Source organism: Psychroserpens ponticola (assembly GCF_023556315.2).
GTDB classification, from domain to species: domain Bacteria; phylum Bacteroidota; class Bacteroidia; order Flavobacteriales; family Flavobacteriaceae; genus Psychroserpens; species Psychroserpens ponticola.
The window spans coordinates 45,292-63,233 of sequence record NZ_CP116221.1; the positions used below are offsets into that span (position 1 = coordinate 45,292).

Genomic DNA, 17,942 nt, shown 5'->3' on the forward strand with positions numbered 1-17,942 from the left:
AAAACCAATCACTTATGAAAAAACTACTCGTTTTTACACTATTTTGTATTGCCTTTTTTCAAGGGTATACACAGAACACCGATTATTATGACCGTATGGAGCACGTCTTTGGCAGCATCAATAAAACCAAAGTAACCACAGGTTTTCTTAAGGAATTTGGCATCCGTTTTAATGAAGTGGAAGCTTATAACGGAATCATTAGTACTAACAACCTTGTAGATAAAACACAATGGCAATCGCTCTATAGTTCGCTCTACACCATGCGTGTAGGTACGGTAGCCCAAAGTATAATAGTACCCAATGTAGTGTTTAACACTCTTGAAACCCAACAAGATAATGTCGCCGAAGATGTGCTCTTGGCAGCACTCTACTATAATTACCAACAGTACAAAACCAATGCCTATACCAATGGCGATGTTACCATTAGTAATGACCAAATTTTTGATGTCTCAGGTCGTAACCCTTATGATACCAAGACTGTTTTTGGTGTAGCACCACTTAAAAAACAATTACAAGGTGATACCTTTACTTTTAAACTGCCAAGTGGACTTATTTACACCAACACCAGTTTGTCCCTTAGCCAAGTACAGGTCAATTTTGATGATGGCAATGGTTACCAAACCATTTCCTTAAATACAGCCAAAAGTGTGACTTACACTTCTGGTGGTGAAAAGGATATTACCGTAAAATTTGTTTATACCAATGGGCCAACCTTATATAGTAAAAGTAAGATTTCGGTGGACTATATCGCCTCTGGTGGTGGCGCACAGGCACGTTACAATGGTATTGGTTTTCTTAATGAGAATGGTACTACGTGGTTTAACAATCCTGTACCTGGTGCTACTTATAATGGTAGTTCTGCCACAGGCTTGGTGACTATAGAACTGGCACCAGACCATACCGAGCTTACCAAACCCTTGATTGTTGTGGAGGGCTTTGATCCAGAAGATGATGTTAATTATTTTACCTTTATAAATACTGATAATGGTGGAGGTATTTTTGTTGACATAGACCCAACAGGTAATATAAACACCCTCAACCAAGCCATAGAAGACGAGGATTACGATTTGGTCTTTATAGATTTTGAGGACAGTACCACACATATACAACGTAATGCCTATATGGTAGAGGAGGTAATACGCCAAATTAACCAACTAAAAGTAGGTAATGAGCAAAATGTGGTCTTGGGTATGAGTATGGGAGGCCTTGTGGCACGTTATGCACTTAGACACATGGAGATAGATAATGACCCAACCACCAACCACGACACCAAACTTTATATTAGCCATGATGCTCCACACCAAGGAGCTAATATACCATTGGCTTATCAGGCTTTTGTAAGGCATTTAGTTGGTGAAGAAATTAGTCTACCTGTTCTTTTTTCTTTAATAGACATCAATATTGTTGATTTAGTAGATCTAGCACCTGAATTAGAAGAAGGTTTATCCTTATTGCAAACACCTGCGGCAAAGCAAATGCTTATTTATCAATTACAGGGTTTAGGCAATAACGTGTCGATAAATAATGCCACATTACAGAGCAGTTTTTTAACAGAATACAGTAGTATGGGTTATCCACAACAAAATGGTATCCGAAATATTGCTATTACCAACGGTTCGGAATGTGGTACACCTTTGGAGTTTTCAAACTATTCAACTTTAGTAGATATCAATGAACGTATTGATTTACCAGCGTTTCTGACAAATATAGTTCTAGCAGCAATTAATGGTTTTTCTTTAAACCCATTGAGATACCTTAGTTCTGTTTTTTCAACCGACACCGACATTAAAATACAATTCAATTTAAGAGCTCTGCCAAATCAACAGTCTAAAAGAATATATAAAGGGAAAATATTTATTGAGAAAACAATATTGTTTTTAATAGATGTTGAAGAACCCTTAATAGATGAAGAATCTGTTTACTCATCATCTTCTATGCTTCCTTTGGATAATGCTAATGGTGGTGTTTTTGACTTAGAAGGTTTTACAACATTACCTCCAGAGTTTGAGCAATTTGTAATTGAACGTAAATTCAATTTTATACCTGCTTACAGTAGTTTAGATGTTGGCAAAGGAAACGTAATAATTACAAAAGAAGATTTAGAAAAAAGCTACAATCCGTTTACCCCTCCTTTTGCTCCAAAAGACATCCCATTTGATAACTTTTTTGCTAATCCAACTATAAGTGAACAGCATATACAATATACACTTGATAACGGCAACTGGCTTATGACTGAGTTATCACACACTCCTGAAACAAGATCTTGTATATTCGTATGTAGTACAGCGGAAATTGCTGGACCTGATCGCTTTTGTTCTGGTAGTAGAACATATAATGCTCCTTTCGGTGGAGATACCTATCAATGGAGAATTGAAGGTAATGCAGCCTTTATTCAATCAGGAGTCACATCAAACAGCGTTACAATCGCAAAAAGCCAGCTCAATGAAGGTGGATGGGTTACTCTTGTAGTAGATATTACTAGCACTAAATGTGGTGATGCAACCATAACAAAACATATCTATATTGGTGTTCCAAGTTATGAATCTATCGAAGAAGTAAATACTTTAGAAACTGGGTTAACCGATCCTATTGCTCCAATAGGTTCTTGTGACGATTTTGGTTTTAAACTCAACATAGCACCTTCTAATCAAGAAGTATTAGAAGTAGAATGGGAAAAGGTAACAACAAATTATGAATGGAGTCATGAAGATGATGAATATGTTATTATTACTCCAGCGTGTAATGAACCTATTGAGTTTAGAGTTCGTTTTAGAAATAATTGTGGTTGGTCGTCTTGGCAAAATATAACTTATGATATTACTCAGTGTTCATCGAATTGCTCAGGAAAATCTGGTAATATAACTAGCGATGATTTTATAATTTATCCAGTACCTGCCGATACGTCTTTAACAGTAAAACTTAAAAATGAACCGGTTGGTTTATTACAAAATGGAGACACATTAAATATTAAACTTTATAATATCAGTAGTTGGCTTGTATATAACATCAATGCTGTAGCAACCCAAACAACTATAGACATTTCGAGTTTAGTTTCAGGAACTTATACTTTGGTTTTAACATATAATGGTCAAGCAGAAAGCCATCAAATTGTTATAAATTAATTATATCAAAAAAAAAGCGCATTCCAAATCTTCGGAATGCGCTTTTTTATTTAAAATATGTTGTGAAATGATTTACATTTCCAAAGCTTTCTTAATGTTGTTGTCCATTAATAATTCTGTTGGATTTTCTAAAGCTTCTTTTACAGCCACTAAGAAACCTACAGATTCTTTACCATCAATAATTCTGTGGTCATAAGATAAAGCCACAAACATAATTGGTCTAATTTCTACTTTGCCATCAATGGCAACTGGTCGTTCAACAATATTATGCATTCCTAAAATACCACTTTGTGGCGGATTAATAATTGGTGTCGATAACATACTTCCAAAAACACCACCATTAGAAATGGTAAATGTTCCTCCAGTCATTTCATCAACAGTTATTTGTCCGTCACGAGCACGAATAGCTAAGCGTTTAACTTCAGCTTCAACACCTCTAAAACTTAAGTTTTCAGCATTTCTAATTACTGGAACCATTAATCCTTTTGGACCAGAAACAGCAATAGAAACATCAACAAAATCATAGGTTAACATTTCTTTTCCGTCTATCATTGAGTTAACAGCTGGATACATTTTTAATGCACGAACTACTGCAAGTGTAAAGAAACTCATAAACCCAAGTCCTACACCATGCTTTGCTTTAAAGTCTTCTTTATATTGTTTACGTAATTCAAAAATAGGTGACATGTCAACTTCGTTAAACGTCGTTAACATTGCTGTTGTGTTTTTAGCTTCAACTAAACGTTCAGCGACTTTACGACGTAGCATAGACATTTTACTGCGAGATGAACCACGATTTCCTCCTGTTGGAGTTCCCATAGATGGTACTGCATTTACAGCATCATCTTTAGTAACACGACCATCTTTTCCTGTTCCTGAAATAGAAGATGCATCCATTCCTTTTTCGGCTAAAACCTTTTTGGCAGCTGGGCTCGCAGTTCCTGTAGCGTACGTTTTAGATTCTGCAGCAGGTTTTGGCGCTTCCGTCTTAGGTGTTTCTTCTTTTTTCTCTTCTTTTGCAGGAACAGTACCACTACTTTCGGGTTTTGTTGCACTTGTATCTATTAAACAGACAACAGCTCCAACTTCAACAGCATCACCTTCTTCAGCTTTAAGCGTAATAGTTCCACTGGCTTCTGCAGGTAATTCTAAAGTTGCTTTATCGCTGTCGACTTCAGCTATGGCTTGATCTTTTTCAACATAATCTCCATCAGAAACTAACCATTCTGCAATTTCTACTTCTGTGATTGATTCTCCTGGAGAAGGAACTTTCATTTCTAAAATCATCGTTCTGTAATTTTATTTTAAGCGTTTATTTTAAATATATTCTTTATTCCATTTAAAAGGAATGGCATTATCTAACGTTGGTTGTTTTTGGTTTTGTCAAATACGAAATCGATAACTTCTTGATGACGTATTTTAGAACGCACACTACTACCAGCTGCAGGAGCTCCATATGGTCGTCGTGTTGCTGCTCTAAATGTTTTTGCTTCGTCTAAATGCATGAGCATATGGCTGTATGCACCCATGTTTCTTGGTTCTTCTTGAGCCCAAACAATATCAGTTGCATTTTTATATTTTGCAATAATATCTTTAATTTGTTTTTCTGGTAATGGGAATAATTGTTCTATTCTTACCAATGCAACATCGTCTCTTTTAAGAGTTTCACGTTGTTCTAATAAATCATAATAGAATTTTCCAGTCACAAAGACTAAGGTTTTGGTTTTATTTGCTTTTACCACACTATCATCAATGAGCATTTGGAAACTTCCGTTAGCAAACTCATCAACAGTAGACACTACTAAAGGATGACGTAATAAACTTTTTGGTGTAAAGACAATTAAAGGCTTTCTAAATTCTGCTTTCATTTGCTTACGTAACAAATGATACATATTTGCAGGTGTTGTACAGTCCATAACAAACATATTGTCCTTTGCACATAGCTGTAAATAGCGTTCCATTCGACCTGAAGAATGCTCAGCACCTTGACCTTCATAACCATGAGGTAATAGCATTACCAATCCGTTTTGAAGCATCCATTTATCTTCTGCAGCAGAGATGTATTGATCTAGCATAATCTGTGCACCATTACTAAAGTCTCCAAATTGTGCTTCCCAAATCACTAACGTGATTGGACTAGCCATGGCATAACCATAATCGAAACCTACAACACCATATTCTGATAGTAATGAGTTGTAAATAAAGAATCTACCTTGCTTGTCGCTTATTTGATTCAGTAATAAAATTTCTTCTTCACTGTCTTCAACTTTTACTACAGCATGTCTATGAGAAAATGTTCCACGTTCTACGTCCTGTCCAGAAACACGTACATCATATCCTTCTTCTAGCAAAGTTCCGTAGGCTAAATGCTCAGCCATTGCCCAATCTAATTTATCTTCATCAAACATCGTTTGACGTGATTGTATGAGACGTTCTATTTTACGAATGAATTTTTTGTCTTTTGGTAAATTTGAAATCACTTTTGTGATTTTTGCAAGACCTTCTTTTGGATAAGTTGTATCAATGGGCTGCATCATTTTATCTTCAACAACTGTTTGATAGTTTACCCATTCATCTTCCATAAATGGTGTGATGACTGTTTTGTCTATTTTTCTAGAGTCTTCTAATTTAACTTCTAGTTTGTCTTTGTATGCTTTTTCTAATTTTGCAACATAACCATTATCAATTACTCCTTCAGCAATCAATTTTGCAGCGTAAATATCTCTTGGGTTTTGATGTTTTGAAATGGCTTTGTACAGTTTAGGTTGTGTGAAACGAGGTTCGTCACCTTCGTTATGACCATATTTTCTGTATCCTAATAAATCAATAAACACATCACGTTTAAACTTCATTCTAAAATGGAGTGCAAATGACATGGCATGAACAACAGCTTCTGGGTCATCAGCATTAACATGCATAACAGGTGATAAAGTGACTTTTCCAACATCTGTACAATAGGTACTTGAACGACCATCAAGATAGTTTGTTGTAAATCCAATTTGATTGTTTACTACAATGTGTATTGTTCCATTGGTCTTGTAGCCATCTAATTGTGCCATTTGAACCAATTCATAGACAAGGCCTTGCCCAGAAATCGCAGCATCGCCATGCACTATAATTGGTAATACTTGCGAAGGGTTTTCACTGTATTTATCGTCTTGTTTTGCTCTAACAATCCCTTCTACTACAGCACCAACAGTTTCTAAGTGAGAAGGATTTGGAGCAATATTTAAATTAATTTTCTTTCCGCCATCAGTCACACGATTACTCGTCCATCCTAAATGATATTTTACATCACCATCAAATACTTTTTGTTCATAATCTTTACCATCAAACTCACTAAAGATATCTTCAGCAGATTTGCCAAAAATATTTGTTAGTGTGCTTAAACGACCACGATGTGCCATACCCATGACAAATTCTTTTACACCATGGTTTGCAGCATCTTCAATAAGAGAATCAAGAGCAGGAATCAAAGATTCATTTCCTTCTAGAGAAAAACGTTTTTGACCAACGTATTTTGTATGTAAAAAGCTTTCAAACGAAACAGCTTCATTTAATTTTTTTAGAATATATTTTTTTTCTTCTGGAGAAAATTGTGGTTGATTATCGTTTACATTTAATTTATTTTGAATCCACTGAATTTCTTCAGGTTTTCTAATGTACATGTATTCAATACCAATAGATTCACAGTAGATTTTTTCTAAATGGTCAACAATATTTTGAAGTGTTGCTTTACCAAGACCTAAAATTTCTCCAGCAGAAAAAATGGTACTCATATCACTTTGTGAGAGTCCGAAATTTTCAATCTCAAGTGTTGGTGCATATTTCCTTCTTGCTCGAACAGGATTGGTTTTAGTAAATAAATGACCTCGATTTCTGTAGCCATCAATAAGCTTTACGATTTGAAATTCTTTTTGAACATGTTCGGGAATTTGAGTCGTAACACCTTCCGTAATTTCACCATCCATTCCATAGTTCTCGCTTCCAAAATCGTAGCCTTGAAAAAAGGCTCTCCAACTTGGTTCAACAGAATCAGGGTTTTTTAGGTATTGTTCGTATAAATCAGCAAAGTATGCTGTATGTGCTGCGTTTAAAAAGGAATATTTATCCATTATTTGATGTAAGTCGTTTTCGCTTCAACAATATTTAGTCAAAAATACAACTTTTAGTAAAAACAGGTGTGTTTTTGGTATATTTATAGATGTAATTTAACTCAAATTTTAAATAATGAAATTTTCATCGCTTTTTCATCGTAATACTTGCCTTATTGTTTGTTTAATCTGCTCGTTTTTAGCTTTTTCTCAAAATCAGGACGATACTAATGATTTTTGGAGGCATGTGCGCTTTGGAGGCGGTCTAGGATTAAGTTTTGGTGACGGCTTTTTTAGTGGTACAATTGCACCAAGTGGAATTTATGAATTTAACTCCCAATTTGCAGCAGGATTAGGTTTAAATGCAACCTATAACAAGCAGGATGATTTTTTTAAGTCTACTATTTTTGGAGCAAGTCTTATTGGTTTATTTAATCCAATAAGAGAGTTACAATTGTCTACAGAATTTGAGCAACTTAATGTTAATCGTAAATTTGATGATTCAAATTATGAAAATCAAAACTATTGGTATCCAGGTTTGTATATGGGAATAGGTTATAGAAGTGACAATGTTACTTTTGGTATAAGATATGATGTGCTTTATGATAAAGATAAGAGTATTTATGCTGATCCTTATATTCCTTTTGTTAGAGTGTATTTTTAAGAATATGCATTTCTGAACCATACTTTTTGCCACTCACGTTGTAAGATTAAAAAAGTAACGTCTTCAGATAATTTTAGAGTATCACTACCATCAAGTTGCTTTATTTTGTTTTCTGAAACATCAATGATGTATAGTAGGTTGAGGTATTCAGCAAATTTTTCTTGTATAAGTTTAAAAACAATCTCATGCATTAGGTATTTTAAACTTGAGGGTAATATGTTTTCGTCAAAATCAAGGTCAATATTTGATAATAAAAAATCTTTATTGATTTGTTGTATTAGTTTTTGATAGAGCTTTAAGCTTTCAGCTTCAGAAATTAAATTTTCAAAGGTTTGTGGTAGCTGCATTATACATTTCTAGTCATTAAATCGTTTCCAAATGCTATTAATGCATTTTTATTGTCTTCAGAAATTTTTATACTTTCTAAAACAGAAAATGCTTTTTTAGTATAATTTTCAATTTCTTTTTTAGTTGCTTCGGCCGAACCGCTAGCTATGAAGAATTGTTTTACCGTTTCTATTTTTTCACTTGGATCTGAAGGGTTTACACTGTATAAATGTTCTAGTTGTTTTCTGTCATTTTGACTTGAAAACGCTAAGCATTTCAAATATAAATACGTTTTTTTGTTTTCAATAATATCACCTCCAACTTGTTTACCAAAAGTTTCAGGATTTCCAAATGCATCTAAATAGTCATCTTGTAACTGAAAAGCAATTCCTAAATTTTTTCCAAAGTCATAAATCGAATTTTGACAATCTTCCGAAGCATTTGCAACAATAGCACCCATTTTCATTGCAGCTCCAACTAATACTGCAGTTTTATATTCTATCATTTTTAAATACTCAGAAATAGTGACATCATCACGAGTTTCAAAATCGACATCATATTGTTGTCCTTCACATACTTCAAGCGCAGTTTTACTAAATAATTTAGCTAAATTTTGAAATGTGTTTGGATCGTAGTTTTCAAATAATTGATATGCCATAATAAGCATGGCATCACCAGAAAGGATTCCTGTGTTAATATCCCATTTTTCGTGAACCGTTTCTTTTCCTCGACGTAAAGGCGCATCATCCATAATATCATCATGGACTAATGAAAAATTATGAAATACTTCAACACTTAAAGCAGCATTAAGTGCTTTTGTGTAATGACTACCAAATATTTCGGCAGTCATTAAGGTTAAAATAGGCCGTAAACGTTTTCCTCCAAGTTGAATAATATAATTAATCGGGTCGTAAAGCGTAGAAGGCTCTTTGGGTTTTGTAAACGTGTCGAGGTGTTTTAAAAATGCCTCATGATGGGATTGGATATTCTGCATTGTACAAAAATAATGTAATTGACTAAATCTGCAATCACAGTTTAACTATATGTTAAAAAAACACTAAAACTTTGGAAACTTTTTTTGTTTTTAAAGTTTCCTATTGTAGATTTGCACTCAAATTATGAGAGAACAAATTATACATAAGTCAGCTGAACTGTTTTTAAATCTAGGGTTTAAAAGCGTAACAATGGACGATATTGCTAGTGAAATGGGTATTTCTAAGAAAACCATTTATGTGCATTTTCCAAATAAAACAAAACTTGTAGAAGCTGTTGCCTTTAATCTATTTGATACCATTTGTAGTGGAATAGATTGTATATGTGATAATGCTCCAAATCCAATTGAAGAATTATACTCTATAAAAATGTTTGTAATGCAACACTTAAAAAATGAAAAGGCATCACCTCAATATCAATTAAAGAAATATTACCCGAAAATTCATCACGAGCTAAAATTCAAACAATTTGAAAAAATGCATCAGTCTGTTCAAGAAAGCTTAGAACATGGAGTAGATACAGGCGTTTTTAGGAGCACAATAGATGTAGATTTTATATCTAGAATGTATTTCACAGGAATGACAGGGATTAAGGATAATATGTTTTTTCCAACAGAACAATTTAAGATGGAATATCTTATGGAAAGTTATCTAGAGTACCATTTAAGAGCAATCGTTTCTGAAAAAGGAATGACCATATTAAATAATTTTATCAACAAGAACCAATCATAAATCATGAGACAATCACTCATATTAATTATAAGTTTAATCACAGTTTCTTTTGGGTTTTCACAAGAGGGTACAAATAGTTTTACGCTCCAACAAGCTATAGATTTTGCTTTAGAAAATAACAGACAAGTTAAAAACGCAACTCGAGATATTGATGCTGCAGAAAAACAAAAATGGGAAACGACTGCATCAGGTTTGCCACAACTGAATGCAGATGTTGGTTACAACAATTGGATAAAACAACAGGTTATTATTTTCGATATAGATAATGATGGCAACCTTGATGCAATTCCTAATGGAGCAAAACAATCTATTAATGCAACAGCAACGTTAAGTCAGAAATTGTTTGATGGCTCATATTTAGTAGGCTTGCAATCAGCAAAAGTCTTTCTAGAAATATCTAAAAATGCAAAAGTAAAAACAGATCTTGAAGTTAGAAAGGCAGTTATTGAAGCTTACGGAAATGTGCTTTTAGCCGAAGAAAGTATTTTAATATTAGAACGCAATATAGATGTGCTTGAAAAAAATCTATTCGAAACCAATAAAATTTTTGAAAATGGTCTAGAAGAAGAAGAAAGTGTCGAGCAGTTACAAATAACCTTATCTGGAGTTAAAAGTAGTTTAAACAACACTAATAGATTAAAGAAGTTAGCCTATCAAATGTTAAATATTACTCTAGGATTAGACATCAATTCTCAAACGATTCTAACAGATAATCTTGAACGTTTAACGTCTTTAAATATGGATTTAAATCTATTAGCAGTAGAAGATAATATTGAAAATACAATAGATTACAAAATTGCTGAAAATGATAAAACCTCTAAAGGATTGCTTTTAAAATTAGAAAAAAGCAAAGCACTTCCCACTTTAAATGCCTTTATTAATGGAGCTTATTCAGGTAATAGTAATAGCTTTACATTTACTCATAATGATCAAAAGTGGTTTGGGTCTTCGTTGTTTGGTATTAATTTAAATATCCCAATTTTTAGTTCAGGTATGAGAAATGCAGCTACGCAACGTGCAGCAATTAATCTTGAAAAATCTGAAGAAGATCTAAATGAAATTCAGCAACAATTAAAACTTCAAATAGCTTCAGCAAAAAGCAATTATCAATTTGCTATTGACGATTACGACAACAAGAAAGAAAATTTAGGACTAGCAGAGCGTATTGAGCAAAAAAATCAAACTAAATTTTTTGAAGGTATCGGTTCAAGTTTTGAGCTCAGACAAGCACAAACACAATTATATGTAGCACAACAAGAATTATTGCAAGCCATGCTAGATGTCATAAATAGCAAAGCTGAATTAGAAACTGCACTAAACACGATAACACTAAACTAATCAATCATAAATCAAATCATGAAAAATATATATTCACTATTTATTATCACCTTTCTTTTGGTTTCTTGCGGAGGCGAAAAGAAGAATTCTGTAGCGAACGTTTTAGAAAGTAATAGTTTAGAAACTATTCGTAAAAAACGGGGCGAATTAGTTAATGAGCAACAAGCAATTAACGAACAAATTAAATTGTTAGATGAAAAAATCAAAGCAATTGATACCACTAAACATGTACCATTAATTACAACGTTTACTGCCAAGACTGAAAAATTTGAACACGTTTTAGAACTTCAAGGAAACGTTACTACAAAAAACCTTTTAGTTATAACACCAGAATACAATGGAATTTTAACTCACGTTTACGTTAAAGAAGGACAAAAAGTAACCAAAGGACAAGTCCTTGCTAAAATTGATGATGGTGGATTGAGTCAACAAATAGCACAACTCCGTATTCAATCTGACTTGGCTAAAACAACTTACGAACGTCAAAAACGTCTTTGGGAACAAAATATTGGTAGTGAAATTCAATATTTACAAGCAAAATCAACCTACGAATCTCAGCAAGAAGCTGTAAATCAAATACAACAACAAGTTGCTAAAACAATTGTAAGAGCACCATTTAATGGAACAATAGATGATGTTATTACAGAGCAAGGAAGCGTCGTTGCAGCTGGACAATCACAATTAATGCGTATCGTAAATCTTGATAATATGTATATAGAAGTTGAAGTTCCTGAAGGCTATGTTTCTAATGTTGTTAAAGGTAAAAAAGTACTAGTTGACCTTCCTGTTTTAGGGAAAACTATAGAAACAAAAATTCGTCAGGCTAGTGATTTTATAAATCCTGCTAATAGAACATTTAAAGTAGAAATTGAAGTGCCCAATAAAGATAAAAATATCAAGCCGAATCTAACTGCTCGATTAAAGATTAACGATTACACAAGTGAAAATGCTGTTTTAATTCCACAAAGTGTGATTTCTGAAAATGCAGAAGGTGAACAATATGTATATATCGTAACTGATAAAAATTCAGAAAGTATTGGTACTGCCAAACGTTTGATCATTGAAACAGGAAGAACGCAAGGCGATGTGATTGAAGTTTTAAAAAATCTTGAAAAAGGCGTTGAAGTCATTAAAGAAGGAGCACGTAGTGTTAAAGACGGACAATCAGTTGAGGTAATTAACTATAAAGAAAACGAGAATGACAACTAAGAAAAAGAAAAATACCGAAAAAGAGTTTGGTATGTCGTCGTGGGCAATAAACAATAAAACCACGATGTATGTGCTTATCGCTGTCTTTTTCTATTTAGGTGTTTCCGCGTTTTTTAGCATGCCTAGAGAGAATTTTCCAGAAGTTAACGAAACTAAAATTTATGTTAGTACAATCTATCCTGGAAACACAGCCGAAGATATAGAAAAACTAATAATAGATCCCTTAGAAGATAAACTGAAAACAGTTAGTAATGTTGTTGAAACCACCTCTACTTCACAAGAGGATTATGGGATGTTGATTGTTGAGTTTGATGAGCATATTACCGTTGAAAGAGCTCTGCAAAAAGTAAAAGACGAGATTGATACGGAAACCTCAAGTGAGGATTGGCCATCATTTAATGGCGCTAAAGTAGAACCAGATGTTTTTGAATTAAGTCTTTCTGAAGAAATGCCAATTTTAAATATTAATATTTCTGGTGATTATCCAATTGAAAAATTAAAAGATTTTGCTGAATATCTTCAAGATGAAATTGAAGATTTACAGGAAATTAAAAAAGCAGATATTAGAGGTGCTCAGGAAAAAGAGGTAGAAGTCGCAGTAGATATTTACAAAATGATGGCAGCTAAAGTGACCTTTAGTGATATTCTTGGAGCTATTGGCAATGGAAATATTACCCAATCTGCTGGAAATTTAAAAGCAAGTGGACAACGACGTACGATAAGAATTATTGGTGAAATTGAAAAACCTTCAGAATTAGAAAACTTCGTAGTTAAAGCTGAAAAAGGCAATGCTATTTACTTAAAAGACGTAGCGACAGTTTCTTTTCAAGAAGAAGATAAAACAACGTTTGCTAGAAAATCTGGTAGTCCTGTGGTCATGCTCGATGTTAAAAAACGTGCAGGTAAAAATATGGTTGCTGCAGCTGAGCAAATTCAAGAGATTGTTAAAAATGCTACGATGAATGTGTTTCCGCAAGATTTAGAAGTCTCAATTACTAATGACCAATCCGAAAAAACGATAGGTCAAGTTGATGACTTGGTTAATAATATCATTTTTGGTGTTATCCTTGTTGTAACCGTTTTAATGTTCTTTTTAGGATTTAAAAATGCCTTATTTGTCGGATTTGCTATTCCAATGTCAATGTTTATGTCGCTGATGGTATTAAGTCTTATAGGTTATAGTTTAAACACTATGGTGCTTTTCGGATTAATTATGGGACTAGGAATGCTCGTAGATAACGGAATTGTCGTTGTTGAAAATGTCTATCGATTAATGGATGAAGAAGGCATGAGTCGCATTGAAGCTGCTAAAAAAGGGATTGGAGAAATTGCATTTCCAATTATTATTTCAACGTTAACAACTGTGGCAGCCTTTGTTCCATTAGGTCTTTGGCCAGGGATTATGGGAGAATTTATGAAGATTTTACCTATTACTTTGTCTATTGTTCTCGGGTCTTCATTATTTGTAGCTATATTCTTTAATTCGGTTTTAGTCTCTAGGTATATGACTATCGAAGATAAAGATATGCCGATAAGTCAAATTATTAAAATTACAGTGATTGTTGCTGTTATAGGGACACTTATTCTTTTATTTGGTGGTGCATATAGAGGTTTAGGAACCATTATGATATTTACAGCGATTATGCTTTGGGCATATCGTTTTTTCATTAGAAAATGGGCAAATAGTTTCCAAAATAAAGCGTTGGTGAAACTAGAAAGTTGGTACGAAGGTCAACTACGTTGGGCTTTATCTAAAAAACGACCTTATATTTTAAGTATTGGTACATTTTTATTACTAATTGCGGCTTTTATAGCCTTCGGAATTTCGCTAGGCACACAACGTACAAAAGTTGAATTTTTTCCAGATAATAAACCAAATCAAATTATTGTTTATATCGAATATCCTGAAGGTACTGCAATAGAAAAAACAAATGAGATTACTCGTCAAATTGAAAAACGAGTTTACGATGTAGTTTACGATGATAAATACATTATTGATGGTGAAAATTTTTTAGTTGAAAGTGCTGTTTCTCAAGTTGGTGAAGGTGCTGGGAATCCGCAAACTGATGCTGGTTCTTCTGCAGAAATGCCACATAAAGCTAAAATAACTGCGTCAATGCGAGAATACAAGTATCGTCGTGGAGAAGATAGTGAGCTTTTACGTCAAAAGGTTCAGAAAGCTTTGGTCGGGATTTATCCAGGGGTTTTAATTTCTGTAGAAAAAAATGTAGATGGTCCACCTGCTGGTTCTCCTATTAATATAGAAATTGAAGGCGATGATTATAACGAGCTTATTTCAACCGCAGAAAAAATGCGTGAATTTATCAATTCAAAAAATGTTGCTGGTATTGATGAACTTAAAATAGATGTCAATAAGGACAAACCAACAATGCAAGTTCAAATTGACAGAAAAAAAGCCGGTGAGTTAGGTGTAAGTGCCAAACAGATTGGAGATCAATTACGAAATTCAATTTTTGGTGCAAAAGCCGGAATTTATAAAGAAAGTGGTGACGATTTTGATATCTATGTACGGTTTAATGAAGCAAATAGATACAATACTAGTGCGCTTTTTAATCAAAATATCACCTTTAGAGATAATACGGGACAAATTAAAGAAATACCATTGTCTGCAGTAGCAACACAAAAAAATAATTCTGGATTTAGTGCTATTAAGCACAAAGATACGAGACGAGTTGTAACGGTTTATTCTGCATTAGCACCTGGTTATACTGATGCTGGAGCTATTGTAACTCAAATTCAGAATGAAATGAAAAGTTACGAGGGTTTACTTGAAGGTATAAAAATAGATTATACAGGTCAAATTGAAGAGCAAAATAAGCAAATGACTTTTCTTATGGGAGCGTTTTTTACTGGATTAGGTTTAATTTTCTTCATTCTTATATTTCAATTTAATTCCGTTTCTAAGCCAGCAATTATTATGCTCGCTATATTTTTAAGTTTCATAGGTGTGTTTGGCGGTATTGTGCTTTCAGGAAGTGCCTTTGTAATTATGATGACCATGGTTGGGATTATTTCACTTGCCGGAATTGTAGTCAACAATGGAGTTGTCCTTTTAGATTATGCTCAGCTTTTAATAGATAGAAAGAAAAATGAACTCGATTTGGATGAAGATGAATTTCTAACAAAAGAAGACCTTTTTGAAAGTATTGTAAAGGCAGGTAAAGCACGTTTGAGACCAGTGTTATTAACAGCTATCACAACTATTTTAGGATTAATTCCGTTGGCTATAGGCTTAAATATTAATTTCTTTACACTGTTTGCTGATTTTAATCCTAACATTTATATGGGTGGAGATAACGTAGTGTTTTGGGGACCTTTGGCTTGGACTGTCATTTACGGATTATTTATAGCAACCTTCTTGACATTAATTGTTGTACCAATTTTGTTTTTCTTAGTAACTAGATTTAAAATGTGGATTAAAGGTTCAAAGACCTCTACTGAAGTTGTTTCTCAAGAAATATTTGATACAGATAAGAGAATTGAAACTCAATTCTAACACCATACTTTGATTTTTTGTCAAAGTGCGAAAAACCTTTTTAGGGAATTAGGAAAGGTTTGATTAATAGCAGAAAAAGTCATAATGTAATGTTATGGCTTTTTCATTTTTATAGTCCGTTAACTTCATTAAATTTGCATTTCAAATTTTTTACTATGTACAGAAGTCATAATTGTGGTGAATTAAGAGCATCACACATCAATACAGAAGTTACCCTTTCAGGTTGGGTTCAAAAATCGCGAGATAAAGGATTTATCGTTTGGGTAGATTTGCGTGATCGCTACGGAATGACACAATTAGTGTTTGATGAAGAACGTACTTCAAAAGAAATGATGACACAAGCTCAAGGTTTAGGACGTGAGTTTGTGATTCAAGTGAAAGGAAAAGTGATAGAGCGTGCCTCTAAGAACCCAAATATGCCAACTGGTGATATTGAAATTCTAGTTTCTGAATTAACCGTTTTAAACGAAGCACAATTACCACCTTTTACCATTGAAGATGAAACCGATGGTGGTGAAGAACTACGTATGAAATATCGCTACTTAGATATCAGACGTAATCCAGTAAAAAATAGTTTGATCTTTAGGCATAAAGTAACTCAAGAAGTTAGAAACTATTTATCTAAAGAAGGATTCATTGAAGTTGAAACACCTTATTTAATAAAATCAACTCCTGAAGGTGCTCGTGATTTCGTTGTGCCTTCTCGAATGAATGAAGGTCAGTTTTATGCACTACCACAATCACCACAAACGTTCAAGCAACTTCTAATGGTTGGCGGAATGGATAAGTATTTTCAAATTGTAAAATGCTTTAGGGATGAAGATTTACGAGCAGATAGACAGCCTGAATTTACGCAAATAGATTGTGAAATGGCATTCATTGAGCAAGAAGATATTTTAAATGCTTTTGAAGGTTTAACGCGTCACTTATTGAAAGAAGTAAATGGCGTTGAAGTAGAAAAATTTCCAAGAATGCTCTATGATGATGCGATGCGTCTCTACGGAAATGACAAACCAGACATTCGCTTCGGAATGGAATTTGGTGAGTTAAATGATGTTGCTCAACATAAAGAGTTTAACGTGTTTAATTCTGCTGAATTAGTAGTTGGTATTGCAGTTCCTGGAGGAAATAGCTACACAAGAAAAGAAATAGATAAATTAATCGATTGGGTAAAACGTCCGCAAGTTGGTGCTTTAGGAATGGTTTATAGTAGATGTAATGATGATGGAAGTTTTAAATCTTCAGTAGATAAATTTTACGATCAAGATGATTTAGCAAAATGGGCTCAAGTTACTGGAGCAAAACCAGGAGATTTAGTATGTGTACTTTCAGGAAATACAAATAAAGTCAGAGCACAATTAAGTGCCTTACGTATGGAATTGGCCGAACGTTTAGGGTTAAGAGATCCTAAAACTTTCGCTCCACTTTGGGTAATGGATTTTCCATTATTAGAATGGGATGAAGATACAGAGCGTTATCATGCAATGCACCATCCATTTACGTCTCCAAAACCTGGACAGTTAGAATTATTGAAAACCAATCCAGGAGATGTAAAAGCTAATGCTTACGATTTAGTCCTTAACGGAAATGAAATTGGTGGTGGTTCGATTCGTATTCACGATAAAGAAACACAAGCTTTAATGTTTGATTATTTAGGGTTTACGCCTGAAGAAGCTAAAGCTCAATTTGGTTTTCTTATGGATGCTTTTCAATATGGAGCGCCTCCTCATGGTGGATTAGCTTTTGGATTGGATAGATTGGTTGCAATTCTTGGCGGACAAGAAACGATTCGTGATTTTATTGCATTCCCTAAAAATAATAATGGTCGAGATGTCATGATTGATGCTCCTGCTTTAATAGACGATGAGCAACTAACAGAGTTGAGTTTAAAACTTAATCTAAAATCATAAATTAAAAATCCTGCTTCTTGCAGGATTTTTTAGTAGA

At 33.7% G+C, this 17,942-nt stretch carries 11 protein-coding genes; 7 read left to right on the forward strand and 4 right to left on the reverse strand.

Annotation, left to right across the window (positions count from 1 at the left end; translation table 11 throughout):
• The first annotated feature begins 14 nt into the window (after nucleotides 1-14).
• Nucleotides 15-3,122, forward strand: a complete 3,108-nt coding sequence (locus MUN68_RS00230; protein WP_249996335.1) for a T9SS type A sorting domain-containing protein — start codon at nucleotides 15-17, stop codon at nucleotides 3,120-3,122.
• Between the two features lie 72 nt (nucleotides 3,123-3,194).
• Here the strand turns inward: MUN68_RS00230 and odhB are convergent, their stop codons facing one another.
• Nucleotides 3,195-4,409 carry a 2-oxoglutarate dehydrogenase complex dihydrolipoyllysine-residue succinyltransferase gene (gene odhB / locus MUN68_RS00235; RefSeq protein ID WP_249996336.1) on the reverse strand — a complete coding sequence of 405 codons (1,215 nt, stop codon included), beginning with the start codon at nucleotides 4,407-4,409 and terminating at the stop codon, nucleotides 3,195-3,197.
• 71 nt (nucleotides 4,410-4,480) lie between these two features.
• Nucleotides 4,481-7,237: a 2-oxoglutarate dehydrogenase E1 component gene (locus tag MUN68_RS00240; RefSeq protein ID WP_249996337.1), complete on the reverse strand. Its 2,757-nt coding sequence runs from the start codon at nucleotides 7,235-7,237 to the stop codon at nucleotides 4,481-4,483.
• 115 nt (nucleotides 7,238-7,352) lie between these two features.
• On the opposite strand from MUN68_RS00240, the gene MUN68_RS00245 reads away from it, so the two are divergent.
• Nucleotides 7,353-7,880, forward strand: coding sequence for an alpha-ketoglutarate decarboxylase (locus MUN68_RS00245; RefSeq protein ID WP_249996338.1), 528 nt, complete (start codon nucleotides 7,353-7,355; stop codon nucleotides 7,878-7,880).
• Here MUN68_RS00245 and MUN68_RS00250 read toward each other — a convergent pair.
• Both MUN68_RS00250 and MUN68_RS00255 read right to left on the reverse strand, forming a co-directional pair.
• Nucleotides 7,877-8,227 (reverse strand): hypothetical protein, encoded by a 351-nt coding sequence (locus tag MUN68_RS00250; RefSeq protein ID WP_249996339.1) that lies wholly within the window; start codon nucleotides 8,225-8,227, stop codon nucleotides 7,877-7,879. The two genes, MUN68_RS00245 and MUN68_RS00250, sit on opposite strands and share 4 nt — an antisense overlap.
• Nucleotides 8,227-9,201: a polyprenyl synthetase family protein gene (locus MUN68_RS00255; RefSeq protein WP_249996340.1), complete on the reverse strand. Its 975-nt coding sequence runs from the start codon at nucleotides 9,199-9,201 to the stop codon at nucleotides 8,227-8,229. The genes MUN68_RS00250 and MUN68_RS00255 overlap by 1 nt, the downstream gene beginning before the upstream one ends.
• Before the next feature lie 124 nt (nucleotides 9,202-9,325).
• On the opposite strand from MUN68_RS00255, the gene MUN68_RS00260 reads away from it, so the two are divergent.
• The 5 genes from MUN68_RS00260 (at nucleotide 9,326) to aspS (ending at nucleotide 17,905) form a co-directional block, all read left to right on the forward strand.
• The gene (locus tag MUN68_RS00260) at nucleotides 9,326-9,931 is read left to right on the forward strand and encodes a TetR/AcrR family transcriptional regulator (protein WP_249996341.1); all 606 of its coding nucleotides are present in this window, start codon (nucleotides 9,326-9,328) and stop codon (nucleotides 9,929-9,931) included.
• Between the two features lie 3 nt (nucleotides 9,932-9,934).
• Nucleotides 9,935-11,269: a TolC family protein gene (locus tag MUN68_RS00265; protein WP_249996342.1), complete on the forward strand. Its 1,335-nt coding sequence runs from the start codon at nucleotides 9,935-9,937 to the stop codon at nucleotides 11,267-11,269.
• An 18-nt stretch (nucleotides 11,270-11,287) separates the two neighbouring features.
• Nucleotides 11,288-12,478 carry an efflux RND transporter periplasmic adaptor subunit gene (locus tag MUN68_RS00270; protein ID WP_249996344.1) on the forward strand — a complete coding sequence of 397 codons (1,191 nt, stop codon included), beginning with the start codon at nucleotides 11,288-11,290 and terminating at the stop codon, nucleotides 12,476-12,478.
• Complete coding sequence (locus MUN68_RS00275) at nucleotides 12,468-15,995, forward strand: efflux RND transporter permease subunit (protein WP_249996346.1); 3,528 nt, start codon at nucleotides 12,468-12,470, stop codon at nucleotides 15,993-15,995. Before MUN68_RS00270 ends, MUN68_RS00275 begins: the two co-directional genes overlap by 11 nt.
• A gap of 155 nt (nucleotides 15,996-16,150) precedes the next feature.
• Complete coding sequence (gene aspS, locus MUN68_RS00280; protein WP_249996347.1) at nucleotides 16,151-17,905, forward strand: aspartate--tRNA ligase; 1,755 nt, start codon at nucleotides 16,151-16,153, stop codon at nucleotides 17,903-17,905.
• The last annotated feature ends 37 nt before the right edge of the window (nucleotides 17,906-17,942 follow it).

Coding starts and splice junctions, on each gene's coding strand:
- MUN68_RS00230 (WP_249996335.1), top strand. CDS start 15: ATGAAAAAACTACTCGTTTTTACACTATTTTGTATTGCCTTTTTTCAA.
- MUN68_RS00240 (WP_249996337.1), bottom strand. CDS start 7,237: ATGGATAAATATTCCTTTTTAAACGCAGCACATACAGCATACTTTGCT.
- odhB (WP_249996336.1), bottom strand. CDS start 4,409: ATGATTTTAGAAATGAAAGTTCCTTCTCCAGGAGAATCAATCACAGAA.
- MUN68_RS00265 (WP_249996342.1), top strand. CDS start 9,935: ATGAGACAATCACTCATATTAATTATAAGTTTAATCACAGTTTCTTTT.
- aspS (WP_249996347.1), top strand. CDS start 16,151: ATGTACAGAAGTCATAATTGTGGTGAATTAAGAGCATCACACATCAAT.
- MUN68_RS00245 (WP_249996338.1), top strand. CDS start 7,353: ATGAAATTTTCATCGCTTTTTCATCGTAATACTTGCCTTATTGTTTGT.
- MUN68_RS00255 (WP_249996340.1), bottom strand. CDS start 9,201: ATGCAGAATATCCAATCCCATCATGAGGCATTTTTAAAACACCTCGAC.
- MUN68_RS00250 (WP_249996339.1), bottom strand. CDS start 8,227: ATGCAGCTACCACAAACCTTTGAAAATTTAATTTCTGAAGCTGAAAGC.
- MUN68_RS00260 (WP_249996341.1), top strand. CDS start 9,326: ATGAGAGAACAAATTATACATAAGTCAGCTGAACTGTTTTTAAATCTA.
- MUN68_RS00270 (WP_249996344.1), top strand. CDS start 11,288: ATGAAAAATATATATTCACTATTTATTATCACCTTTCTTTTGGTTTCT.
- MUN68_RS00275 (WP_249996346.1), top strand. CDS start 12,468: ATGACAACTAAGAAAAAGAAAAATACCGAAAAAGAGTTTGGTATGTCG.